This window comes from Dactylosporangium fulvum (assembly GCF_025137375.1).
GTDB classification, from domain to species: domain Bacteria; phylum Actinomycetota; class Actinomycetes; order Mycobacteriales; family Micromonosporaceae; genus Dactylosporangium; species Dactylosporangium fulvum.
Window position 1 is genome coordinate 7,952,177 of sequence record NZ_CP073720.1, and the last position, 23,020, is coordinate 7,975,196.

Here is a 23,020-nt window from a genome sequence, read left to right on the forward strand (position 1 = left end):
CCGTTCTACGCCAGGACGTCCGCCAGCGCCACATGGCTCATGCCGTGCGCGTCGGCGACCGGGCCGTAGGTCACGTGCCCGTCGTGCGTGTTCAGGCCGAGCGCCAGCGCCGGGTCGCGGCGCAGCGCCTCGCGCCAGCCGCGGTTGGCCAGTTCGAGCGCGTAGGGCAGGGTGACGTTGGTCAGCGCGTACGTGCTGGTGTGCGGCACGGCGCCGGGCATGTTCGCCACGCAGTAGAAGATCGAGTCGTGGACCCGGTACGTCGGGTCGTCGTGCGTCGTCGGCCGGGAGTCCTCGAAGCAGCCGCCCTGGTCGATCGAGATGTCGACGAGCACGCTGCCCGGCTTCATCCGCTTCACCAGGTCGTTGCTGATCAGCTTCGGCGCCTTCGCGCCGGGGACGAGGACCGCGCCGATGACCAGGTCGGCGTCGAGGACGGCGCGCTCGATCTCGTAGCTGTTCGAGGCGACGGTCTGCAGGTGCCCCTGGTAGATGGCATCGGCGCCGCGCAGCCGGGAGATGTTCTTGTCCAGCAGCAGCACCTCGCCCTGCATGCCCAGCGCGATCGCGGCCGCGTTGAGCCCGGAGACGCCGGCACCGATGACCACGACCTTCGCCGCGTACACCCCGGAGACCCCGCCGAGCAGGACGCCGCGCCCGCCGCCCGCACGCATCAGGTGGTACGCGCCGACCTGCGGTGCGAGCCGGCCGGCGACCTCCGACATCGGGGCGAGCAGCGGCAGCGACTTGTCGGCGAGCTCAACCGTCTCGTAGGCGATACCGGTGACCTTGCGGTCGATCAGCGCCTCGGTGCAGTCCCGCGACGCGGCCAGGTGCAGATATGTGAAGAGCACCTGTCCCTCGCGCATGCGGTGGTACTCCTCGGCGATCGGCTCCTTGACCTTGAGGACCAGGTCGCCGGCGGCCCAGGTGTCGTCCGCGGTCGACACGATGGTGGCGCCGGCCTCGCGGTACTCCTGGTCGGTGATCGACGAGCCCTCACCGGCTCCGGCCTGGACAACAACGTCGTGCCCGCTGGCAGCGAACTCATGAACGCCGGCCGGTGTGATCGCCACGCGGTACTCGTGATTCTTGATCTCGCGCGGAATTGCGACCTTCACTGTTCGGACCCCTCTCCACCAGCATCCGTCACGCTGTGTGTACAAGCGGGAGTTTATGGCCCGGGGAGTGCGATTGCGGGCAGCACTGTGTGAACTCCTGCGGGCCTGGATTGACAGACTGTCCGCCGTAAGGCTGATCTATGCTGTGCGGCCATGACCGTGTACGGAGGGCCACGCCCGACGCCGCCAGCCCCGAAGCTCGATCCGATGCTGCTGGGAGCGTTCGCATTCCTGGTGGTGGCGCTCATCGTCGGCGCGGTCTTCGGCGTGCGGGCGTTCACCTCCGACTCGCCGCAAAGCTCGAACAACGCTCAGCAGCAGACCGACCTGCCGGCGCCGGAGACGTCGTCGGCCGCACCGCCGAGCTCGGCCCCGCCGTCATCCGCTCCCTCACCCACTCCGTCACCGACACGACCGGCGGCGTTACTGCAGGTGAAGCCGAGTCTACTGCGGGCCTCGCACTCCGGGCTGTGCATGCAGACCAACGAGGGCAACGGCGCCAACGCGGTCCAGCAGCCGTGCGACGCCAACAACCCCACCGAGCTGTGGGTGCCGCAGATCGTGGGCAACAGCCAGGACACGTTCCTGTTCGTCAACGCCAAGGACAACCGCTGCCTCGACGTCAACGGCGGCTCGAAGGACAACGGCGCGCCGATCGTGCAGTGGGACTGTCACAGCGCCCCCAACCAGCAGTGGCGACTGCAGCGCGACGGCGACGGCTTCCGCTTCGTGAGCGTCAACAGCGGCCGCTGCATCGGCGTCGACAGCGGCAACCCCAACCCGGGCGCGGCGGTCCGCCAGTGGGACTGCGACAACTCCGCCAACCAGCGCTGGCAGGTCACGCAGTAACGCGCCGCCGCCGGTTCAGTGCCTCAGCAGCCCGATGGCCAGCGCGAGCAGGGAACCCGCCGAGGCGACCGTCCGGATCAGGTTCCAGCGGACCCAGCCGGCCTCGAAGCTCGCCCGTACCGCGGCCGGATCCGCGATGCGGTCGACCGGACCGGCGGCGGCCAGCTGGTCGTTGAGCGGCACGTTGACGGCCGCCGTGACGACAAACGCCACCCCGTAGAGCAGCGCCGCGGCGATCAGCCAGGGCAGCGGGCCGCGGTGGCCGCCGGACAGGTAGAGCAGGATCGCGGCGATGGCGGTGAGCAGCGCGCCGACGTAGGCGGTCAGGAACCACGGGTTGAGGATCGCCATGTTGATCTTCTGCATGACGTCGACGAACGTCCGGTCGTCGACCTTCTTCAGGGCGAGCATGACCGAGGTGGAGTACGCGAAGAACACGCCCGCCGAGAGGCCGACCAGGAGGGTCGCGGCGGCGAGGACGATGGTCCGCAGCTGTTGCATACACACCAGTGAATCGGCTGAGCCCGAGACGCACCATGGCCGAGACGCGCGGATCCATACGCGAGCGTCGTAGGTTGTCCGTGTGGACGCGCTGACCGCCCTGCTCGACGGCCCCCGGGCCCGCGGCGCGTTCCTGCTGCGCTCCGTGCTGACCCCGCCGTGGTCGCTGCGCATCCGGGACGAGGCCGCACTCGCGCTGGCGGCGGTGGTGCGCGGCGCCGCGTGGTACCTGCCGGACGGGGATAAGGCCGTCGAGCTGCGCCCCGGTGACGTGCTCGTCGTGCGCGGACCGGACCACTACACCGTCGCCGATCCGCCCGGTTCCCCGCCGCAGATCATCATCCACCCCGGCGAACGCTGCACCACGCCCGACGGGCAGGACCTCGGCGAGCTCATGCACCTCGGCGTGCGCACCTGGGGCGACGACCCCAACGGGCCGACGCTGCTGCTGACCGGCGCCTACCAGCTGGCCGGCGAGGTCAGCCGGCGGCTGCTCGGCGCCCTGCCGAAGGCGCTCGTGGTGCCGCGCGAGGACTGGGACACGCCGCTTGTCGCGCTGCTCGCCGACGAGATCGCCAAGGACCGGCCCGGGCAGGAGGCGGTCCTCGACCGCCTGCTCGACCTGATGCTCATCACCGCGCTGCGCACCTGGCTCTCCCGGCCGGGCACGGCGCCCGGGTGGTACCGCGCCCAGTCGGATCCGGTGATCGGCCCGGCGCTGTTGTTGCTCCACCACGAGCCGGCGGCGCCGTGGACGGTCGCGAGCCTCGCCGCGCGGGTCGGGGTGTCGCGGGCGGCGCTCGCCCGGCGGTTCGTCGAGCTGGTCGGCGAGCCGCCGATGGCGTACCTCACCGGCTGGCGGCTCGCGCTCGCCGCCGACCTGCTGCTCGAGCCCGGTGCGACGCTCGGCGCGGTGGCCCGGCAGGTGGGCTACGGCAGCGCGTTCGCGCTCAGCGCCGCGTTCAAGCGGGTCCGCGGCATGACGCCCCAGCAGCACCGGGGACAATCGTGACCGTGACGGAGAACTGCCCCTGCGGGCTCGGCGAGCCGTATGACGACTGCTGCGGCCAGTACCACCGCGGCGCCGAGCCGCCGAGCGCGGAGCTGCTGATGCGGGCACGCTACACGGCGTACGCCGTCGGCGACCGCGCCTTCCTGCTGCGCACCTGGCACGAGAAGACCCGCCCGCGTGCCCTGACGCTGGAGGGCAACCAGTCCTGGCAGAGGCTCACCATCCTGGCGCGCGAGGGCGGCGGCCTCTTCGACAGCGAGGGTGTCGTGGAGTTCCGCGCCAGGTACACCCAGGACGGCCGGTCGGGCGTGATGCACGACCGCAGCCGGTTCGTGAAGGTCGGCGGGGCCTGGCGCTACGTCGACGAGCTGTAGCGGGCGCGCCACTCACGGTCGAGCATCGCGTAGATGTACTGGTCGCCGAACGCACCCTTGAACCACTCGTCCTCGACGAAGTGCGCCTCGCGGCGCATCCCGAGCCGGGACATGAGCTGCCAGGACGGCACGTTGCGGGTGTCGCAGGCACCGATGATGCGGTGCAGGCCGAGGTCCTCGAAGCCGAGCCGCAGCACGGCCTCCGACGCCTCACGGGCGTAGCCTTTGCCCTGATAGGCGGGGTGCAGCACAAACCCGAGCTCGCCCTGCCGGTGCTCCACGCTGGTCCACTTGAGCACGACCTGGCCGATGACCTTGGCGTCGAGGTCCATCGCGAGCACCAGCCACTGGCCCTCTTCGGTCAGCTCGCCCTGGCTCGTCCGCCGGCGCAGCCCCTCGCGGGTCTGCTCCTCGTCGTGGACCTCCCAGTAGAGGTACCGCACGACCTCCGGGTCGCCCGTCAGCGCGTGCAGGTCGGCGAGGTCGTCCTCGGCGAACGGACGCAGGACCAGTCGTTCGGTGCGCAAGGGATATGTCGGACGGAGCACGCCGCGATGTTAACCGTCGGTGGTGCTGCGCAGCACCACAATTGTGCCGCCCGCACCCGTGCGCAGCTCGACCTCGTCGACCAGGTGCCGGGCCAGCCAGAGCCCGCGGCCGCTGACGGCGTAGCTGGGCGGGAGGTCCTGCCCGTCGATCCGCTCGGCCGGGATGCCGCCGCCCTTGTCGGTGACCTCGCACACGAGCATGCCGTCGACGATCCACATCCGCAGCGACCCGCGACCGCCGGCGTGCCGCACGGCGTTGGTGACGATCTCGTTGACCGCGAGAACGAAGTCTTCGAGCCGCTGCCCGTGCATGCCGGCACCCGCGGCGCCACGGCTCACGGCATGCCGCACCGCGGTGATCTGCTCAGCGTCGAAGTCCTCGACCAGCAGTGCCGTCGTCTGAACGGCATCGGCCACGGTGTCACCTTTCCGCTGCGTCCCGCCGCTGCGTCCCGCCGAGAGTACCCCCCGGCGACGGGGGCGCGTCGGCGAAGTCACCCTGAAGTGCAAGATGCAATTCGGGCGACGCAAGATTGGCAGGTGGACGACGATCTGCGGGTCACACCCGATGTCACCCTGCCCCGTGCCGAGCTGACGTGGCGCTTCAGCCGCTCGGGCGGGCCGGGCGGCCAGTCGGTGAACACCACCGATTCCCGTGTCGAGCTGCGGTTCGACCTGGCCGCGACGGGTGCGCTGCCGGAGCCGCTGAAGACCCGCGCGCTGCACCGGCTGGCCGGCCGGCTGGTCGACGGGGTGCTGTCGATCGTCGCTTCCGAGCACCGCTCGCAGCTGCAGAACCGCCGCGCCGCCGAGGAGCGCCTGGTCTCGGTCATCGCCGCCGCGATCGCCCCGCCACCCCGGCCACGAAAACGGACCAAACCGTCACGCGGGGTCATCGAGCGGCGACTCAGCGACAAAAGGCGCCGTTCACTGCGGAAACAGGAACGCCGACGCCCCGAGGATTAGAAAATCACGGAGTGGTACTGCGCCGTGTCTGCCTGATCGCATTGAGCCTGCTGTTGACGTCGTGCGGGGGTACCGCACCCTCCTCCGACCCCCAAGCGGCCGCCAGCGAAGCGCCCGGCCACCCGCCGCAGACCGCCGCCGTCCCGGGACTGCCGAGCCTTCCGGCGGTCTCGGGGAGCCCGGTCGAGCTGACCGGCTGGGAGGTCACCGTCTACTACACGGCGGTCGCCGCGTTCCACAGCGGCGCGACGGTCCGGGTCACCGGCTGCCCGACGATCGACTGCGAGCAGGGCGTCGACCAGCAGGACCTGGGCACCTTCCCCGCGTCGTTCGTGGACGTGGTCAAGAACGAGGGCACCGGCAAGACCGCCGACGGCCGGTACCTCAACTGGTCCCACGACACCGGCTACTGGATGGACACCGCCCCGCGCGACGCGGACGGCCGGCCGCTGCGGCCGTGGGTGTCGGCGGCGGCCGACAGCGACGTCCTGCGGGCGGGCAGCCGGTTCACCGTCCTGCGCTGCGGCACCGCCGAGGTGACGGCGGAGGTGTGCGCCCGCCTCAAGGAGCCCACCTGGACGATCGTCGACCAGTTCACGCCCGGCCTGGGCGGCAGCAAGCACGTCGACCTCTACATCGGCGAGGAGACCGGCCCCGGCTTCACCGACTCCGACCTCTACACGACCCTGGAGGGCGCGACGCTGTCGGTCGTTCGGGCATGATTGCGGTGTGAAGGTCATCGTGTTCGGCGCCACCGGCATGGTCGGGCAGGGCGTGCTGCGGGAGTGCCTGCTCGCGGACGACGTCGACGAGGTGCTGGCGGTGACCCGCAGCCCACTCGGCCAGCAACACCCCAAACTGCGCGAACTCCGCCACCCCGACTTCACCGACTTCAGCGGCGTCGACTTCGGGCCCTACGACGCCTGCTTCTACTGCCTCGGCGTCAGCTCGGTCGGCATGTCGGAGGCCGACTACCACCGGATCACCTATGACTACACGCTCGCCGCGGCCCGCGTGATGGCGGCCCAGCACCCCGGCATGACGTTCGTCTTCGTCTCGGGTGCCGGCACCGACACCAACAGCCGCCAGATGTGGGCGCGGGTCAAGGGCAGGACGGAGGACGACGTGCGGGCGCTGGACCTCCGCGTCTACGCGTTCCGTCCCGGCTTCATCCGCCCGATGCACGGCGCCCGCTCGAAGGTGCGGCTCTACCGCGCGCTCTACGTCGCCTTCACCCCGCTGTCGGCGCTGCTGGTCCGGCTCGCACCGGGCATCGTCACGACGACGGAGCAGATCGGCCGCGCGATGCTGCGGGTCGCCCGCGAGGGATCGGACAAGCACGTCCTGCAGTCGAGGGACATCGCCGCCCTCTGACGGGGTCTTCCGCGTCACGGGTGGTCGATCGCCGGGCTCACGAGCAGCGGGCTGACGTCGGGAAACGAGCCGTCGCCGAACAGGACCCGCGCCGCCGCGCGGCGACCGGCACGACCACGCAGCAGGGCCACTGCCGCCTCCGCCGCGGCGGGGGACCGGATGCCGGCGAACACGCGGCGCAGCAACAGCCGGCCGCGGAACCGGGTCCGCAACGCGCCCCCGTCGTATCGGCTGAGGATGCGCTGGTCGCCGGTGCGCAGGTATCCGGCGGTGACCGCCGCGGCCAGCTCGGACATGCGCAGGCAGGGATCCAGCCCACCGGCCGTCAGCGGCGACACCGCGCCCGCCGCGTCCCCGACGAGCAGACCGGCGGGGCACGCCAACCGTCGTAGCACACCCCCGACCGGGATCGGACCGCCCCGGCGCTCGATCGGACCGGCCGGCGCCGCGCGGCCCGGCGCGTCCGCGGCGAACTCGTCCAGCAGGTGGCGGATGCCGGTGCGCATCCCGCCCGGATATCCCGCGACGCCGACGTGCGCGTGCCGACCGTCGTCGATGACCCAGCCCAGGTATCCCGGGGCCACCCGGGGATCCAGCACGCAGTGGAACGCCGGGGTGGTGGTGCCCGACGCGATCGGGTGGACGATCTCGGCACCGACGAGCAAGCGCCGGTTGACGTCCAGGCCGAGATCGCGGGCCACCCGGGAGCGGGCGCCGTCCGCGCCGACGATGAACCGGGCCGTCACCGGTTCCGCACCCGCGAACCGCACCAGACCTGTCGAGGCGCCGGCATACCGCACGCCCAGGACGACCCGCGCCCCGGCCGCCTCCGCCGCGCGGCGGGCGTGCTCGTAGACGCCCGCCATGTCGGCCACGCGGTACTCGTCCCGGTCGCTGGTGAGCCGGACCGGTGCCCGCCGCGACGGCGGATACAGCAACACGTCCCGGACGCCGGGGCCGAGCAGGTGGTCCGGCAGGTCGAAGTCGTCGAGCGTGCGGCGCACGAAGATCCCCGTCGTGCGGACGCCCGACGACAGCGACCTGCGGCTGTCGACCACCATCACACTCAGGTCCCGGCGCGCGAGCAGGCGAGCCGTGTGCAGGCCGGCCAGGCCCGCACCCACAACCAGTACATCCACGGTCTGCACACCTTGTGACGGTAGGTGCGACGTCCCGCCGGCGCGATCGTTTGCACGCTACCCGCCCCGGACCTCCACATCGTCGCCACACTCGGGAACCGGGGGCCTATGCCCCCACATACGTCGCAAGGTGCTCGCCGGTGAGGGTCGAGCGGGCCGCGACCATGTCCGCGGGCGTGCCCTCGAAGACCACCTTCCCGCCGTCGTGTCCCGCACCGGGCCCGAGGTCGATGATCCAGTCGGCACGGGTCATCACCGCGAGGTGGTGTTCGATCACGATCACGGACTTGCCGGCGTCGACGAGCCGGTCGAGCAGCTTGAGCAACTGCTCGACGTCGGCGAGATGGAGGCCGGTCGTCGGCTCGTCGAGCACGTAGACACCGCCCTTCTCGGCCATGTGGATCGCCAGCTTGAGCCGCTGCCGCTCGCCACCGGAGAGCGTGGTGAGCGGCTGGCCGAGGGTCAGGTAGCCGAGCCCGACGTCTTCCATCCGCGCCAGGACGGCGTGCGCGGCCGGCGACTTCGCCTTGCCGGCGGCGAAGAACTCCTCCGCTTCGGTGACGGACATCGCGAGCACCTCGCTGATGTCCTTGCCGCCGAGCTTGTACTCGAGGACGGCGGCCTGGAACCGCTTGCCCTCGCACTCCTCACACACCGTCGCGACACCGGCCATCATCGCCAGGTCGGTGTAGATGATGCCGTTGCCGTTGCAGTTCGGGCACGCGCCCGCGGAGTTCGCGCTGAACAGCGCCGGCTTGACGCCGTTGGCCTTCGCGAAGGCCGTCCGGATCGGATCGAGCAGGCCCGTATACGTCGCCGGGTTGCTGCGGCGTGAACCCCGGATCGCGGTCTGGTCCACCGAGACGACCCCGGCGCCCTTCGGGATCGAGCCGTGGATGAGCGAGCTCTTGCCCGACCCGGCGACCCCCGTCACGACGCACAGCACACCGAGCGGAACGTCGACGCTGACGTCGCGAAGGTTGTGCCGGGTCGCGTTCCGGATGGCGAGCGTGCCGGTCGGCGTGCGGGTCTCCGGCTTGAGCCTGGCCCGGTAGTCGAGGTGGCGACCGGTCAGCGTCCCGCTCGCGCGCAGCCCGTCGACGGTGCCCTCGAAGCACACCGTGCCACCGGCACCTCCCGCACCCGGCCCGAGGTCGACCACGTGGTCGGCGATCGCGATGGTCTCCGGCTTGTGCTCGACGACCAGCACGGTGTTGCCCTTGTCGCGCAACTGCACCAGCAGCCCGTTCATCCGCTGGATGTCGTGCGGGTGCAACCCCACCGTGGGCTCGTCGAAGATGTACGACACGTCGGTGAGGCTCGACCCGAGGTGCCGGATCATCTTCGTGCGCTGCGCCTCACCACCGGACAGCGTGCCGGAGGGGCGGTCGAGGCTGAGGTAGCCGAGCCCGATCTCGACGAAGGAGTCGAGGGTCTGCTGCAGCGTCACCAGGAGCGGCGCGACCGAACGATCCGTGAGGTTGCGGACCCATTCGGCGAGGTCGCTGATCTGCATGGCACACGCGTCGGCGATGTTGAGGTCGCCGATCCGCGAGTCCAGCGCGGCCTTGTTGAGCCGCGTGCCGCCGCACTCGGGACACGCGGTGAACGTGACGGCGCGATCGACGAAGACGCGGATGTGCGGCTGCAGCGCCTCCTTGTCCTTCTGCAGGAACGCCTTCTGGACGCGGGGGACGAGTCCCTCGTAGGTCATGTTGATGTTGTCAACCTTGACCTTGACCGGCTCCTTGTAGAGGAAGTCGTGCAGCTCCTGGTCGGTGTAGTCGCGGATCGGCTTGTCGGCGTCGACGAAGCCGGACGCCGAGAAGATGCGCACCAGCCAGCCGTCGGCGTTGTACCCCGGGATGGTGATGGCGCCCTCGGCGAGCGACTTGTCCCGGTCGAACAGCTCGTCGAGGTCGATGTCGGTCGCGGTGCCCATGCCCTCGCACGTCGGGCACGCGCCCGCGGGCACGTTGAAGCTGTAGTGGAAGGCCGGCCCCGCGCTCGGCACGCCCAGCCGGCTGAACACGATCCGCAGCATCGCGTTGGCGTCGGTGGCGGTGCCGACCGTGGAGCGGGAGTTGGCGCCCATCCGCTCCTGATCGACGATGATCGCCGTGGTCAGCCCTTCGAGCAGGTCGACGTCGGGCCGGGACTGGCTGGGCATGAAGCCCTGCACGAACGCGCTGTAGGTCTCGTTGATGAGCCGCTGCGACTCGGCGGCGATCGTGCCGAACACGAGTGAGCTCTTGCCGGACCCAGACACCCCGGTGAACACCGTCAGCCGTCGTTTGGGGATCTCGACGGTCACATTCTTCAGGTTGTTCTCGCGGGCCCCGTGGACCTTGATCAGGTCATGACTGTCTGCGACATGCATCGGGCCACAGTAGATGACGGCTCTGACAATTTTCGCCGATCAGCGCGGCTCGAACAGGACCTCGGCCGGAGGCGGAGGTCCGAGGACGTCGCGCCGGGCGGTGACCGGCCGGCGCCGCTCCGGCCCGGCCACCGGGTGCCCCGCCGGGGCTACCGGTCGCCGAGCAGGGCGCCGCCGATCGCGCGGGACCGGCCGCGGAGCTCGGCCACCACCTCGCCGTCCGGGCGGCGGACCGTCACGTCGTAGAGCCCGCTGCGGCCACGGCGGATCCGCTCCACCGCCGTGGCCGTCAGGACGTCGCCGGACCGGGCCGGCGACAGGAACTCGATGTCGCAGCCCGCCGCCACGGTCCGCTCGTCGTACGTGTTGCAGGCGAACGCGAACGCCGTGTCCGCCAGCAGGAAGACGAACCCGCCGTGGCCGATGGCGTGGCCGTTGAGCATGTCGTCCCGCACGGTCATGCGGGCCGTGGCCCGGCCCGGGCCGACGCCCTCGATGGTGATGCCGAGGGACCGCGACGCGATGTCCTCGGCATACATGGCGTCGGCGCAGGCACGGGCCAGCTCCAGCGGTTCCAAGGGCTTCAGACCGCGTCGGACGCCGGGCGCAGCGTCGACCAGCCGCGGTCCCGGGCGTGGGCCGCGCCGAGGACACCGACGAGGCAGGCCGCGTTGGTGATCTCGCCGCTGAGCGCCATCCGCACCGCCTCGTCGAGGTCGATCCAGTGCAGCTCGAGATCGGCCTCCTCGTGGGTCCGCTCGTGGCGGTCCTCAGCCGGTACCGACGCGATCTCCCGGGCCAGGAAGAGCCGGATCTTCTCGTTGGAGCAGCCCGGCGTCGTGTGGACCTCGGTCAGCAGGTCCCACCGGGCGGCGACGAGGTCGGCCTCCTCGGCGAGTTCCCGCGCCGCGGCGTCGACCAGCGGCTCCCCCGGCACGTCGATGAGCCCGGCCGGCAGCTCCCAGAGCACCTGCTGGACCGCCGGACGGTACTGGCGGACGAGCGCGACCCGCCCGTCGGCGTCGAGCGCCACGACCCCGACGGCGCCGACGTGGACCATGTAGTCCCGGGCGGCGACGTCGCCGCCCGGCATCACGACCTCGTCGGTGACGATCGAGAAGACCCGGTTGCGCAGCCGCTCGACGTGCGACCGGACCTCATACGTGTTGGTCATGCGTCGATGGTCTCGAGCTCGACCGGCAGGCGGTCGGCCGCGTTGTAGGCGACCGCGGCGCCGACGAACGCGCCGAACAGCGGGTGCGCCCGGGTCGGGCGGCTCTTGAGCTCGGGGTGTGCCTGGGTGGCGACGAAGAACGGGTGCTGCTCGCGGTCGAGCTCGACGAACTCGACGAGCCGCCCGTCCGGGGAGGTGCCCGAGATGTGCAGGCCGGAGCGCTGCATCGCGTCGCGGTAGGCGTTGTTGACCTCGTACCGGTGGCGGTGCCGTTCGGAGACCTCGGTGACGCCGTACGCCTCGGCGGTGAGCGTGCCGGCGACGAGGACCGCCGGGTAGGCGCCGAGTCGCATGGTGCCGCCCAGGTCGCCCTTGCCGGCGACGATGTCCTGCTGGTCGGCCATCGTCGAGATCGCCGGGTCGGGGGTGTCGGTGTCGAACTCGAGCGAGTTGGCCCCGCTGATGCCGGCGACGTTGCGCAGCACCTCGATCGTCATGCACTGCAGGCCGAGGCACAGGCCGAGCGTGGGGATGCCGTGCTCGCGGGTGTACTGCGCGGCACCGATCTTGCCCTCGATGCCCCGCACGCCGAAACCGCCGGGAATGACCACGCCGTCGACGCCGGCGAGCGCCTGGGCGGCACCGGCGGGCGTGGTGCAGGCGTCGCTGGGCACCCAGCGGATCTCGACGCGGGCGCGGTGGGCGAAGCCGGCGGCGCGCACGGCCTCGGTGACCGAGAGGTACGCGTCGGGCAGGTCGACGTACTTGCCGACGATCGCGACCGTGACCGTCTGCCGCGGGTGGTGGACCCGGTCGAGCAGGTCGTCCCACTTCTTCCAGGCCACGTCGCGGAACGACAGGCCGAGGCGGCGCACGACGTAGGCGTCGAGGCCCTCCTCGTGCAGGACCCGCGGGATGTCGTAGATCGAGGGCGCGTCGGGCGCGGACACGACCGCCTCGGTGTCGACGTCGCAGTACAGCGCCAGCTTGTTCTTCGTCTTCTCGGGGATCTCCCGGTCCGAGCGGCAGACCAGCGCGTCGGGCTGGATGCCGATGCTGCGCAGGGCGGCGACGGAGTGCTGCGTCGGCTTGGTCTTCAGCTCGCCGGACGGCGCCAGGTACGGCACCAGGGAGACGTGCAGGAAGAAGCAGTTGTCCCGGCCGATGTCGTGGCGCACCTGCCGGATGGCCTCCAGGAACGGCAGCGACTCGATGTCGCCGACGGTGCCGCCGACCTCGGTGATCACCACGTCGGGCGCCACACCGTCGGCGTTGGGCTCCGACATGGCCCGGATGCGGGCCTTGATCTCGTTGGTGACGTGCGGGATGACCTGGACGGTGTCGCCGAGGTATTCGCCGCGCCGCTCCTTGGCGATGACCGCCGAGTAGATCTGACCGGTGGTGACGTTGGCGTTCCGCGACAGGTCCTGGTCGAGGAACCGCTCGTAGTGACCGATGTCGAGGTCGGTCTCGGCGCCGTCCTCGGTCACGAACACCTCACCGTGCTGGAACGGGTTCATGGTGCCGGGGTCGACGTTGAGATAGGGGTCGAGTTTCTGCATGACGACCCGCAGCCCTCGGGCGCTGAGCAGACTGCCGAGGCTGGAGCCGGTGAGACCCTTGCCGAGCGAGGAGGCGACGCCCCCGGTGACGAAGATGTGCTTAGCCTGCCGGCTCGCACCGGTCCGTGCTGATGAGGACAAAGCCTGCTCCCGTGGTCGGTCCGCTGTGACACGCAGCGTGGGGATCGAGCGATCCACGGGAGTCCAGCCTAACAGCAGGTGAACGGGGCTGCAGAAGACACACCCGGCGTCACACCCGTCACACTTGCAACTCCGCCTCGCTCCTGGCCGCTTCCTGCGAGCGGTCGTCGGCGTGTTCGAGCACTCTGAGACACGCCAGGACGACCAACGGCAACGCGGTGGCGAAGGCGGCGCCCAGCACGTTCAGCGACACGCCCTCGACCAGGCCGGCCGTCAGGGAGGCCACGACGAGCCCGGCCAGGGCACCGCGCACCGGCGGGAACACGCCGAGGAGCCGCCGCAGGCCGCCCCAGTCGCGCAGGAGGACGAACGTCGCATACAGCACGGTTCCGAGCACCAGGATGGTGAGCGGGCTGGTGACGGTGGTGACGACGTTGGCCTCGCCGATGCGCCGCGCGATGAAGCCCGCCGTGCCGTCCTGGGTGCGCACCAGCAGCCGCCCGACGCTGCTGCGCTGCTCCTCCGGGCGGAACAGGTCCAGGACCGCGAACCCGGCGGTGACGAACAGCGCCGCACCCCCGGCCCAGACGAGCCGGGTGATGGTGAGCCAGCCCCCGACGGCCATGGCGGCGGCGACACAGACCCCGGCGGTGAGCGCGACCGCGCCGGAGGCGTCGGCGCCGAGGTACGGGCTGCCGACGACCACCATGCCGACCGCGCCGAGGACGGCCATCACAAACGGCCGCCAGCGCCGCTCGAAGCGCTGGGCGAGGGCGGCGCCGCCGATCAGCACCCCGGCGACGAGGAGCCCGAGGCCGATGACCCCGACCCCGGCGTAGCGGCCGCCGACCACCGCCGAGTAGCCGGCCACGCCGTTGAGCTGCAGCCGGGAGCCGGTCAGCACGTCGAGCGCGACGGCGAGCGCCGCGATCGCGGCCACCCCCCCGAGTGGCGCGATCGCGCGGCTGCGGGTCGTGACGAACGCGATGGCGAACGTGGCCACGGCGAGCACGCCGATCGTCACGCCGCCGAAGACCAGGCCCGGCGACGACCACCGCCACCAGGGCAGCAGGTCGGCGACGAGCGCGGCGGGCACGGCGAGGGACGCGGCGATGAGCAGCACCTCGGCCGCGCGGACCACCGCCATCGGCACCGGCCGGGGTGCGAGCGGGCCGGCGGGGCGGCGGGCCCGGCGCAGCAGCGGTACCACCGCCAGGAACAGCAGCAGCTCGGCGACCACGAGCACGGTGAGGAAGCCGGTGCCGACCCGCCGCTGGACGCTGGCCTCCCGGTCGGCGTCCGCGAGCTGCTCGACGGCGGCTCTGAGGTCGCTGGGGCGCCCGCCGGTCGTCGAGGCGGCACTGCCGGCGAACAGCTTGCCGGGCACCGGCCGGTCCAGTGCGGAGAGTGCGGTCGGGGCGAGATCGACGACCTGCACGTATCCGGGGCGGGAGGTGGACGGCGAGATCAGCCAGCCGCCGGTGTACCCGGGCCCCTGAGCGATCGCGACGTGCAGCCGGCTGGTGGCGTCGAGGTCGGACAGGCCCGCGAGGACGACCACGGTCCGCGGCGGGCGGGCCGCGATGACGGCCGCGAGGGCGGCGTCGGCGCGGCGGGCGTCGCCGGCGCGCGCGGCCGCGTCGTCACCGGCGATCTGACCGAGGTCGACCAGGGTCAGCGCGCAGGCGGACAGCAGGCTCTCGTCGACCGCCTCCGCGTACCGGTCGACCCGGCCGTAGGGCCGCGCTGCGGCGATCGCGGCGCCCGGGCCGACGGCCGTGGTGCAGCGGACGCCCTCGGCGAGCGCGCCCGGCTGGGCACCCCAGTGCAGGCCCCGGTTCCGCGTCACGATCGCGGCCTGGTCGGGCAGTGAGGCGCCGGTCCGGTCCGGGTTGATCGTGACCTTCACCGGCGGGCAGGTCGGCGTCACGACGCCCGGCGTGTAGACGGCGTAGTTGCCCGCGCCGAGGGTGAGCCAGCCGTCACCGGCGCACGTCACCCGCCGCGCCGAGCGGACCGACAGCGCGCCGATGGACCCCTCCTGGGCGAGCTGCCACATGGTCGGTGTGTCGTCCGGGTTCACGTCGTCCCACCGCAGGCCGGCGACCCCGACGATGATGACGTAGTCCGCGGACGGTGCGACCGGCTCGGCGGCCGGCTGCGGGATGAACGCGACCAGCCCGAGGAGGCCGGCGAGGAGGGCGAGCAGCGCCGGGGCGAGGCGATGCAGCCGGTGGTGCATCAGCGCTCCTCGCGGGTGCGCAACTGCGCATACACCGCCTCGACCTGATCCAGCGTGTCCCGCTCGGTCGGCCAGGTGGCGGCCTGCGCGAGGCCGCGCTTGCCGAGCTCGGCGCGCTGCGACGGGTCGTCGAGCAGCTCGGCGACCGCCGCGGCGAAGCCGTCGACGTCGTGCACCTCGACGAGGCGGGCCGCGTTCCCGACCAGCTCGGGGACACCGCCGACGGCGGTCGACACCAGCGGTACACCGGCAGCCATCGTCTCCTGGACGAACAGGGGCTGGCCCTCCCACACGCTGGTCGCCACGACGAGGTCGGCCGCGGCCAGCAGGTCGGGCACGTCGTCGCGGTGGCCCAGCAGGCGCACCGGCGCGTGGTCGGCGGAGATGCGCTGGGCGAGCATCATGTACGACGGGCCGCTGCCGGCGATGGCGACGAACGGCTGCGGCTCCCGCTCCCGCCAGCGGGTCGCGGCGGCGACAAGCGTTTCGAAGCCCTTCTGCGGATGGAGCCGCCCGACGGCGAGCACCAGCGGCTGGCCCGGCTCGACGCCGAGCTCGGCGCGCACCTCGGCGGCGTCACGCGCGGACGGAGGCAGCACCGGTGCCGGCACCTTCGCCAGCCGCACGTCGCGGGCGCCGAGCTCGCGGGCCCGTTCGACGAGGTCGCTGGAGACGCCGAGCGTCACGTCGGCGGCGCGGGCGACGCGGCGCTCGAGCGGGTGGTACAGCTTGGCCCGCAGCCCCTGCGCGAGCACCAGGTTGTGCCAGGTGACCACGAGCGGGGTGCCGGCGGGCCGGGCGAGCGCCGCGACGAGCCCGGCGCGCAGGCTGTGGGCGTGGACGACGGCCGGATCCACCCGTCTGAGGGATCGCCGCAGCGCCCGGACGGCGAGCAGGTCACCGGGCTGCGGGCTCGCCGGGATCTCGACGGGCACAAACGCCGCGCCGCGCTCGGCGAAGCCGAACTGCGCGTCGGTCGCGGCCGGACCGTGCACGCTGACCTCGTGGCCGCGCGCCACCAGGCCGTCGACCAGCATGCCGACGTGCCGGCCGGTGCCGCCCGTGGTCGACGCCAGGACCAACGCGATGCGGGCGCCCACTATCCGTCCTTCCTCCTGATCAGCCGCCGCAGGGACGACCGGTCGGTGATCGCCGTCCCGGCAAGGAACACCACCGCCACCACGGCTCCGCACAGCATGCCCTGAACGACGGCCCCGCCCACACCTGGGGTGGTGATCACCCCCTTGACCGCCAGGCCCGCTGTCACCGCGAGTGCCGCGGAGAGAAGAGCAGCGGCAATCGTACGGGCTGTGCCCGCCACCGCCGCGCTCCCCGCCCTCGCGCGGACCGCCGCGAGCAGCGCCGCACCCAGGACGATCATGCCGATCGAGTTGGCCGCCGCCACCGCCGGCACCCGGTCCGCGATCGGCAGGGTGACGGCGAGCAGCAGCGCCGCCAGCGCGGCGGCGGCCCAGCCGGCGGCGGTCGCGGCCGCGGCGGCGTACGCGTTCGCGTTGGCGTAGAGCGCCCGGGACAGCAGCGCGAACAGCCCGTACCCCAGCAGGCCCGGCGCGAACCAGGCGATCCCTCCGGCGAGCGGCCCGATGGCCGGCGGCTGCGACGAGGCCGCGGCGAGCAGGACCGCGATCGGCCGGGCCAGCACGATGAGCGCGGCGGCGCCGAGGCTCGTGAGCAGCACGATCGTCCGCACGGCCGGGGCGAGCGCCCGGGCGAACCCGTCGCGGTCGCCGGTGACGGCCCGCTCGGCGAGCGCCGGGTAGGTGGTCGTCGCCACCGGCACCGCGAGGACCGCCCACGGCAACAGGAAGATCGTCTGCGCCAGGCTGTAGACGACGATGGCACCCTCGCCGGCGTAGCTGGTCAGCCGGATCGCCAGGCCGAGCACCAGTTGCTGGGTGCCGACGGTGACGATCCCGGCGACGGCGAGCGGCCGCAGGGTGCGCACGGCGTCGACGTGCAGGCCGGTGGTGGGCCGGATCGGCAGGTGCAGCCGGCTCATCGGGATCACCAGGCTGAGCGAGAGCACGGCGACGGCGAGCGTGGTGCCGCCGGACAGCAGCAACAGCTGCTCCCGCGACACCGCGCCCAGGTCCGCGCCGCGTCCGGCGAGCAGGCCGAACGCCACGTACACGACCATCACCGTGAGGCTCGACAGCAGCGGCGCGATGACGGGCCACGCGAAGCGGCGGTACGTCTGGAGGGCGCCGGTCAGCACGATCCCGATCCCGTACAGCGGCAGTTGGGGCGCGAACACCCGCAGCATGTCGGTGCCCGTGTCGACGACCTCGGGCGGCTGGCCCTCGGTGAGCAGCGCGACGAGCGGCCGGGCGAAGACCGCGACGGCGAGCGCGATCGGGGTCAGCAGCAGCACGACCCAGGTGAGCAGCGCGGACACGGTCCGGGCGACGGTCCGGCGGTCCTGCTTGGCGGCCGGCCCGGCGAGCAGCGGCACGACGAGGCTGGCGAGCGCCCCACCGGCGACGAGCTCGAAGATGATGTTGGGGATGGTGTTGGCAGCCTGGTACGCGTTGCCGAGGTACGTCGGTCCGACGGACCAGTTGAAGACCAGAATGCGGGCAAATCCGGCAATCCGGCTCAGAATGGTAAGCCCTGCGACGAGCGCCGCCGCTCCGAGAAGTTTCCGTCCGGTCACCCGCGCGGGTACGGCCGGGGTTTCCGCCGCCCGTCCGCGTCGGTTCCGGTCGACGCGTCACCGGCCCACATCGTGTCGTCCTCCCACAGCGGCACGTCCACGGCACCGCCGCCCTGCCGGTTCCGGCCGCGCGCCTTCCCTCCGCCGGCACCGCCCCCGCTCGGGCGCTCGCCCCCGTCCCGGCGGGTGCCACCACTCCGGCCCTCGCCATCGGTGCGGCGGGCGTCACCACCGCCGCGCGGGCCGTCCGCCTCCTGGCCGCTCCCCCGCCGGTCACCGGTGCCCTCAGTGCCCGTCCACAGCGGCCCGCCGGTTTTTTCCCGGCCGCCCCACTCGCCGGCCTCTTCACCGTGCTCGTGGCCGGTCTCGTAGCCGGTCTCGTGGCCGGTCTCGTGGCCGGTCTCGTCGCCGCTCCACAGCGGGCCGTCAGCGGCGTCCGCACCGCCGGTCCACAGCGGCCCGTCCGCCCCCGGCGCGCCGTCGCTCCCGCCGGCCGGCGCGGGTGCAGGACGCCGGCCGAGCTGGTCGATGCGGTGCAGCACCGGCGTCCGCTCGATGACCTTGGTGAAGCTGACCTTCTCGCTGGCCGCGGTCAGGGCCACGATCCCGGCGAGGGCGGCCGCGCGGCCGAAGGTGCCGGTCCGGGCCGTATACGCCGTGCCGAGCAGCGCCCCGAGCGCGTTCGCGCCGGCGTCGCCGAGCATGATGTCCTCGTTGAGGTCGGCCGGCAGCAGGGCACCCGCCGCCCCGAGCGTGCCGGCCGCGATCCCGCTCCCGCCGAGCGGCGCCCCGACGATCATTCCCGCCTTGATGGCGCGCCCGGGCCGCAGGTCGAGCAGGTTGAACAGGTTGGCCGCCCCGGCGATGACCCCGGCCCCGAGCAGCACGTCGACCGTCCGCCGCCGTGGCAGCAGCGCGGCGGCGACCAGCCCGGCGGCGCCGACTCCGGCGATCTTCACCAGCCCGCTGGTGACCCGCCCCTCCCGCAGCGCGCCGAGGTGCCCGCGGAACCCCTTCGCCGTATGCTCCGGCCGCCCGCCGACCAGGTCGTCGTAGAACCCGACCGCCCCGGACCCGAGGCCCGCCACGGCGGTGGCCGCGACGACCCGCCCGGTGCTCGCCCCGCGCCATTGCGCCACCCGCCGGGCGGCCCCGCGCGAGGCAGTCCCGCCGGCCGAGCCCGCATGGCGGGCTGCGCCGCCACCAGCCGCGCCCCCGAGTGCGCCGCCGGCGCCGCGTGGCACGACACCCCTCGGCGCCGTGCCCTTGCGCGAGGCCGCGCCGAGCATCGCGCCCGCCGTGGCGCCCAGCGCCAGGGCCGGACCGCCGGCCAGGGAGACCGTGTGGCCGCGGAAGTTCGTGCGGTCGAGGGCTGGCCGGCCGGCCAGCGCGCGCAGGGCCGCCCGCGCGACCGCGCCGCCGGCCGGGGCGGCCAGCAGCCCGAACAGCCTACGAACCATTGGTCACGCTCGCCGTCTTCGGCAGCAGGCTGGTCGCGCCGTCGCCGATGCCGTAGTGACCGGTCTTGCCACCGAGCCGTTCGACGAGTGCCATGACGGCGGCGAGCTGCCCGTTCGCCGTCACGGCGTTGTCGACCGTCGAGGTGGTCTTGGCGATGGAGGCGTCACCTCGTACCGACGAGACCAGACCGTTGGCGGAGAGCCCGGCGACGACCGTGGGCCCGGCCATGTCGAACCGGGTGGCGATGGTCATGGCGGCGGTGTTGCGTTCCTTGGCGTCCTTGCCGCTGGCGGGCGCCCCGGCGACGATGATCACCGCCTCGGCCGGCGCCTTGAAGTCGCCGCGGAGCTTGACGCAGCCGGCCTGCTCATACGCGCTGAGCACCGTGCGCACGCCGTCGACCTGCGGCGTGCCGGACTTACCGACCAGCACCGAGGCGAGCAGCGCGCTGGACGTCTCGACGCCGTTGGTGGTGTTGGGCAGCGCACCGCTGACGGCCGGCGGCGCCCAGGACTCGGACAGGTCGAGCAGCAGCAAGTTGCTGGCCGCGGCGGTGAACTTCTCCGTGATGGAGATCGTGCCGACGACCTTGGCACCCGCCGTCTCCAGCGTGGTGGCGATGCCGTCGGTGGCGGTGTTGACGTCGTCGTCGCTGCCCTCGAACTTGACCAGCAGCACGTTGCGGTTGTTCAGCTTGCCGTTGAGCAGCATCGGCGCGACCTCGGCCGCGAAGTCGGCGCTCTTCTTGAGCTCGGCGCGGGACTGGTCCAGGTCGTCACGCAGCTGCTGCTTCTCGTTGGTGATCTTGTTGACCTGGTCGTTGAGATTCTCGGCGAGCGGCCCGTTCGCCGCCGCGGTCCCGACGACGAGGCCGATGGCCAGCGCCAGGAAGACGGCGGCCAGCGACACCACGTGGTACCGGAAGTTGATCACAACAAATGCGCCCGTCTAGGAGAACAGCGTGAAGATCAGGTTGTCCCACCACTCGGCGATCACGCTGAGATAGGCCCGGCCGATGGTGGTGACGGCCAGGGCGGCGGCCATCGCTGCGATCGCGGACGCTAGCAGGAGGACGATGGACGAGCCGGAGAGACTCTGCCGATACAGCCGGCTGACGCCCTTGGCGTCGACGAGCTTGCCACCGAGCTTGAGCCGCGTCAGGAAGGTCGAGGCCATGCCGCCGCGACCCTTGTCGAGAAACTCGATGAGCGTGTTGTGGGTGCCGACCGCCACCAGCAGGGAGGCCCCCTTCTCGTCGGCCAGCAGCATCGCGATGTCCTCGCTCGTCGCCGCGGCCGGGAAGGTGATCGCCTCGACGCCGAGCCGCTGCACGCGGGCCAGCCCGGGCGCGCGCCCGTCGGGATAGGCGTGCACGACGATCTCGGCGCCGCAGCGCAGCACGTCGTCACTCACCGAGTCCATGTCACCGATGATCATGTCGGGCGTGTAGCCCGCCTCGACCAGCGCGTCAGCGCCGCCGTCGACGCCGATGAGCACGGGCTTGTACTCACGGATGTACGGCCGCAGCACGTCGATGTCGGCCTTGTAGTCGTAGCCGCGCACGACGATCAGGCAGTGCCGGCCGGCGATCTCGGTCTGGACCTCCGGGACGCCGACGCCGTCGAGGAGCAGTGCCCGCTCCTGCTTGAGGTATTCCATCGTGTTGGCGGCGAACGCCTCGAGCTGCACGGACAGGCCCTCGCGGGCGTCGGCCATCGCCTCGGCGACCGAGTCGGCGTCCTGCCGGACGCCCTTGGCGACGGCCTCCTCGCCGATGTAGACGGTGTCGCCCTCGATGCGCACCACGTCACCCTCGCGCAGCCGTTCGAACAGGCCCTCACCCAGGCCGTCGACGAGCGGGATGCCGGCCTTGATCAACCCTTCCGGGCCCAGGTTGGGGTAGCGGCCGGAGACCGACGGCTTCGCGTTGAGCACCGCCGCCACTCCGGTCGCCACGAGCGAGTCGGCCGCGACCCGGTCCAGGTCGACGTGGTCGATGACCGCGATGTCCCCCGGGCGCAGGCGACCCACCAGGCGTTTGGTCCGCCGATCCAGCCGCACGACGCCACCGATGACACCCGGCTCGGCGGGCCGGGTGCGGCGCAGAGTTGGTAGTCGCATCGCATCCATCCTGGCATGGACCACTGACGAAAGCCGCGCGCGACATGTCCACGACCAGGTGGAACGCCCCGATGAACCGAAGACGTGACGCCCGTCACGTCTTCGGAGTGTCGTCCACCCGACAGTCAGCGCGCGTATTTACGACGGTTCCGCGCTCCTCTTACCCCGTGCAGGGCCGTTCGTAAGGAGCGTCTGATGGAAACATTGTCGTCGATCCGCCTGACCCGCGTGCCCAACCTGGCCGGCAAGACCCCGACCGAGGCGGCCGCCGCACTACGGGCCGCCGGGCTCGAGCTCGGAGTGGTCCGGGAGGTCGGCCTGGCCGGCCCGATGGTCGTGCTGGAGCAGTCCACCCTCGCCCAAACCGTCGCCCCCGTCGGCACCAGGGTCAACCTGCTGGTCGGCCGGGCCTGACAGCCGCCGCACGAGTTCGGCGGCGACGAGCAGCGTGCCGGCACCGGCATAGGCCAGCAGGAGTGCCGTCCACGGCCGACCCCGGAAGAAGAGCCCGCAGCCGTACCCGATGAGGCCGGCCATCGTCGCCCAGACGCTCACCCCGACCGCCGTCCAGGCATGGAAGCGCAGCGCAGGGTACCGGACGACCCCCGCCGCCAGGGCGGACGCGGCGCGACCGCCGGGCAGATACCGTGCGAAGACGAGCACCTGCCCGCCCCGACCGGCCAGCGTGCGCCCGGCCCACTCGTAGGCGGCCAGCCCGCGCGCCTTGCCCCGCAGCCGCCGGAGCACCCCGGCGCCGGCCTTCACCCCGATCCGGTACGACACCACGTCTCCCACAAACGCCCCACCCGCGGCGGCGGCGATGACGAGGACGATGGCGGGATGCCCGGTCTCCGCGGAGGCCACGGCGACGGCGATCAGGGTGGACTCGCTGGGCGACAACGGCACAATGGCGTCGAGGCCGGCAACGACGAACACGAGAACCACAACCCAAGGCGACGCCGCGACAGCCTCCACCACGGCCCGCAACCTACGGCGACATGGCAAACACCAAGCGGCCCCGTGCGGTCCGTTCCAGCAAACTCCAAGGAACGCGTTCCCCGTTGTACCGCACCCTTCACCACCCATTATCCGATTTATCGGACATTCCCGGCCGCACGCCAACTCGGGTAATTTGACCTTGGTGGCCTTCGGTCGCCCTGACCACGGAAAACCACCAAGGTCAACGCAACGCCCCGCAGCGCCCATGATCCAGGGAAGATTCGGGTCGCCCCGACAACAACACGTTTCCCTCGATCAAGGACGACCCGACCGGCGGCGCGCCTTGCCCGCACCACGCCGTCCGCCCTACCGTCCCGCGAACCACAACACCCACGACCGCCCCTGCCGCCCTGCGGACCGCAACGCCCGTGGACCGCGCTGT

21 protein-coding genes and 2 pseudogenes are annotated in these 23,020 nt (G+C 72.2%); 7 read left to right on the forward strand and 16 right to left on the reverse strand.

What is annotated here, in order from left to right:
• Positions 1-5: 5 nt before the first annotated feature.
• Entirely contained in the window at positions 6-1,121 is a 1,116-nt protein-coding gene (ald, locus tag Dfulv_RS36345) for an alanine dehydrogenase (protein ID WP_259858361.1), read from the reverse strand.
• 153 nt (positions 1,122-1,274) lie between these two features.
• Here ald and Dfulv_RS36350 point away from each other — a divergent pair, with 153 nt between their 5' ends.
• A complete protein-coding gene (locus Dfulv_RS36350) occupies positions 1,275-1,970 on the forward strand; it encodes an RICIN domain-containing protein (RefSeq protein WP_259858362.1) in 696 nt (231 codons plus the stop codon).
• A gap of 15 nt (positions 1,971-1,985) precedes the next feature.
• Here Dfulv_RS36350 and Dfulv_RS36355 read toward each other — a convergent pair whose 3' ends face one another.
• Positions 1,986-2,471 carry an anthrone oxygenase family protein gene (locus tag Dfulv_RS36355; RefSeq protein WP_259858363.1) on the reverse strand — a complete coding sequence of 162 codons (486 nt, stop codon included), beginning with the start codon at positions 2,469-2,471 and terminating at the stop codon, positions 1,986-1,988.
• Positions 2,472-2,553: 82 nt separating this feature from the next.
• Between Dfulv_RS36355 and Dfulv_RS36360 the strand changes: the two genes are divergently transcribed.
• Both Dfulv_RS36360 and Dfulv_RS36365 read left to right on the forward strand, forming a co-directional pair.
• Complete coding sequence (locus tag Dfulv_RS36360) at positions 2,554-3,483, forward strand: AraC family transcriptional regulator (RefSeq protein WP_259858364.1); 930 nt, start codon at positions 2,554-2,556, stop codon at positions 3,481-3,483.
• A 2-nt stretch (positions 3,484-3,485) separates the two neighbouring features.
• Positions 3,486-3,857: a YchJ family protein gene (locus tag Dfulv_RS36365; RefSeq protein ID WP_259858365.1), complete on the forward strand. Its 372-nt coding sequence runs from the start codon at positions 3,486-3,488 to the stop codon at positions 3,855-3,857.
• Here the strand turns inward: Dfulv_RS36365 and Dfulv_RS36370 are convergent.
• Together Dfulv_RS36370 and Dfulv_RS36375 are read right to left on the reverse strand one after the other, a co-directional pair.
• Positions 3,839-4,405, reverse strand: a complete 567-nt coding sequence (locus Dfulv_RS36370) for a GNAT family N-acetyltransferase (RefSeq protein WP_259858366.1) — start codon at positions 4,403-4,405, stop codon at positions 3,839-3,841. The genes Dfulv_RS36365 and Dfulv_RS36370 overlap by 19 nt on opposite strands.
• 9 nt (positions 4,406-4,414) lie before the next feature.
• Positions 4,415-4,822 (reverse strand): ATP-binding protein, encoded by a 408-nt coding sequence (locus Dfulv_RS36375; protein WP_259858367.1) that lies wholly within the window; start codon positions 4,820-4,822, stop codon positions 4,415-4,417.
• 123 nt (positions 4,823-4,945) lie between these two features.
• Here Dfulv_RS36375 and arfB point away from each other — a divergent pair, with 123 nt between their 5' ends.
• The 3 genes from arfB to Dfulv_RS36390 are packed head-to-tail and all read left to right on the forward strand — an operon-like array spanning position 4,946 to position 6,745.
• Positions 4,946-5,371: an alternative ribosome rescue aminoacyl-tRNA hydrolase ArfB gene (gene arfB, locus Dfulv_RS36380; protein WP_259858368.1), complete on the forward strand. Its 426-nt coding sequence runs from the start codon at positions 4,946-4,948 to the stop codon at positions 5,369-5,371.
• 11 nt (positions 5,372-5,382) lie between these two features.
• Positions 5,383-6,093: an RlpA-like double-psi beta-barrel domain-containing protein gene (locus Dfulv_RS36385; RefSeq protein ID WP_259858369.1), complete on the forward strand. Its 711-nt coding sequence runs from the start codon at positions 5,383-5,385 to the stop codon at positions 6,091-6,093.
• 7 nt (positions 6,094-6,100) lie between these two features.
• A complete protein-coding gene (locus Dfulv_RS36390) occupies positions 6,101-6,745 on the forward strand; it encodes an NAD-dependent epimerase/dehydratase family protein (protein ID WP_259858370.1) in 645 nt (214 codons plus the stop codon).
• 14 nt (positions 6,746-6,759) lie between these two features.
• On the opposite strand, the gene Dfulv_RS36395 is transcribed toward Dfulv_RS36390, so the two are convergent.
• The 11 genes and pseudogenes from Dfulv_RS36395 to steA form a co-directional block, all read right to left on the reverse strand.
• A complete protein-coding gene (locus Dfulv_RS36395) occupies positions 6,760-7,884 on the reverse strand; it encodes an FAD-dependent oxidoreductase (RefSeq protein WP_259858371.1) in 1,125 nt (374 codons plus the stop codon).
• A gap of 106 nt (positions 7,885-7,990) precedes the next feature.
• Positions 7,991-10,264, reverse strand: coding sequence for an excinuclease ABC subunit UvrA (locus Dfulv_RS36400; RefSeq protein WP_259858372.1), 2,274 nt, complete (start codon positions 10,262-10,264; stop codon positions 7,991-7,993).
• Between the two features lie 149 nt (positions 10,265-10,413).
• On the reverse strand, positions 10,414-10,803 hold the full coding sequence (paaI, locus tag Dfulv_RS36405) for a hydroxyphenylacetyl-CoA thioesterase PaaI (RefSeq protein ID WP_259868662.1): 390 nt from the start codon (positions 10,801-10,803) through the stop codon (positions 10,414-10,416).
• 44 nt (positions 10,804-10,847) lie between these two features.
• Complete coding sequence (locus tag Dfulv_RS36410; RefSeq protein ID WP_259858373.1) at positions 10,848-11,438, reverse strand: NUDIX domain-containing protein; 591 nt, start codon at positions 11,436-11,438, stop codon at positions 10,848-10,850.
• Positions 11,435-13,141 (reverse strand): CTP synthase, encoded by a 1,707-nt coding sequence (locus Dfulv_RS36415; protein WP_259858374.1) that lies wholly within the window; start codon positions 13,139-13,141, stop codon positions 11,435-11,437. The genes Dfulv_RS36410 and Dfulv_RS36415 overlap by 4 nt, the downstream gene beginning before the upstream one ends.
• A 118-nt stretch (positions 13,142-13,259) precedes the next feature.
• On the reverse strand, positions 13,260-15,383 hold the full coding sequence (locus tag Dfulv_RS36420; RefSeq protein WP_259858375.1) for a hypothetical protein: 2,124 nt from the start codon (positions 15,381-15,383) through the stop codon (positions 13,260-13,262).
• A complete protein-coding gene (locus Dfulv_RS36425; RefSeq protein ID WP_259868676.1) occupies positions 15,383-16,420 on the reverse strand; it encodes a glycosyltransferase in 1,038 nt (345 codons plus the stop codon). The genes Dfulv_RS36420 and Dfulv_RS36425 overlap by 1 nt, the downstream gene beginning before the upstream one ends.
• 62 nt (positions 16,421-16,482) lie before the next feature.
• Positions 16,483-18,057 (reverse strand): murein biosynthesis integral membrane protein MurJ, encoded by a 1,575-nt coding sequence (gene murJ, locus Dfulv_RS36430; protein ID WP_259858376.1) that lies wholly within the window; start codon positions 18,055-18,057, stop codon positions 16,483-16,485.
• 509 nt (positions 18,058-18,566) lie between these two features.
• Positions 18,567-19,517: pseudogene (locus tag Dfulv_RS36435) on the reverse strand (hypothetical protein); the annotation flags it as partial.
• Positions 19,507-20,451 carry a copper transporter gene (locus Dfulv_RS36440; protein WP_259858377.1) on the reverse strand — a complete coding sequence of 315 codons (945 nt, stop codon included), beginning with the start codon at positions 20,449-20,451 and terminating at the stop codon, positions 19,507-19,509. The gene Dfulv_RS36440 and the pseudogene Dfulv_RS36435, both read right to left, overlap by 11 nt.
• Positions 20,452-20,466: 15 nt before the next feature.
• Positions 20,467-21,639, reverse strand: a complete 1,173-nt coding sequence (gene steA / locus Dfulv_RS36445) for a putative cytokinetic ring protein SteA (RefSeq protein WP_259858378.1) — start codon at positions 21,637-21,639, stop codon at positions 20,467-20,469.
• A gap of 195 nt (positions 21,640-21,834) precedes the next feature.
• Here steA and Dfulv_RS48980 point away from each other — a divergent pair.
• Positions 21,835-21,984, forward strand: a pseudogene (locus Dfulv_RS48980) (PASTA domain-containing protein); the annotation flags it as partial.
• Here Dfulv_RS48980 and Dfulv_RS36450 read toward each other — a convergent pair.
• Entirely contained in the window at positions 21,913-22,845 is a 933-nt protein-coding gene (locus tag Dfulv_RS36450; RefSeq protein ID WP_406567856.1) for a DedA family protein, read from the reverse strand. The pseudogene Dfulv_RS48980 and the gene Dfulv_RS36450 overlap by 72 nt on opposite strands.
• Positions 22,846-23,020: the final 175 nt, after the last annotated feature.

Bases quoted from the DNA above. Each gene is read 5' to 3' on its own strand.
- Dfulv_RS36350 (WP_259858362.1), top strand. From the start codon at position 1,275: ATGACCGTGTACGGAGGGCCACGCCCGACGCCGCCAGCCCCGAAGCTC.
- Dfulv_RS36355 (WP_259858363.1), bottom strand. From the start codon at position 2,471: ATGCAACAGCTGCGGACCATCGTCCTCGCCGCCGCGACCCTCCTGGTC.
- Dfulv_RS36400 (WP_259858372.1), bottom strand. From the start codon at position 10,264: ATGCATGTCGCAGACAGTCATGACCTGATCAAGGTCCACGGGGCCCGC.
- paaI (WP_259868662.1), bottom strand. From the start codon at position 10,803: ATGTATGCCGAGGACATCGCGTCGCGGTCCCTCGGCATCACCATCGAG.
- Dfulv_RS36410 (WP_259858373.1), bottom strand. From the start codon at position 11,438: ATGACCAACACGTATGAGGTCCGGTCGCACGTCGAGCGGCTGCGCAAC.
- Dfulv_RS36420 (WP_259858375.1), bottom strand. From the start codon at position 15,383: ATGCACCACCGGCTGCATCGCCTCGCCCCGGCGCTGCTCGCCCTCCTC.
- Dfulv_RS36425 (WP_259868676.1), bottom strand. From the start codon at position 16,420: ATGCTGGTCGACGGCCTGGTGGCGCGCGGCCACGAGGTCAGCGTGCAC.
- steA (WP_259858378.1), bottom strand. From the start codon at position 21,639: ATGCGACTACCAACTCTGCGCCGCACCCGGCCCGCCGAGCCGGGTGTC.
- Dfulv_RS36450 (WP_406567856.1), bottom strand. From the start codon at position 22,845: ATGGGCGCTGCGGGGCGTTGCGTTGACCTTGGTGGTTTTCCGTGGTCA.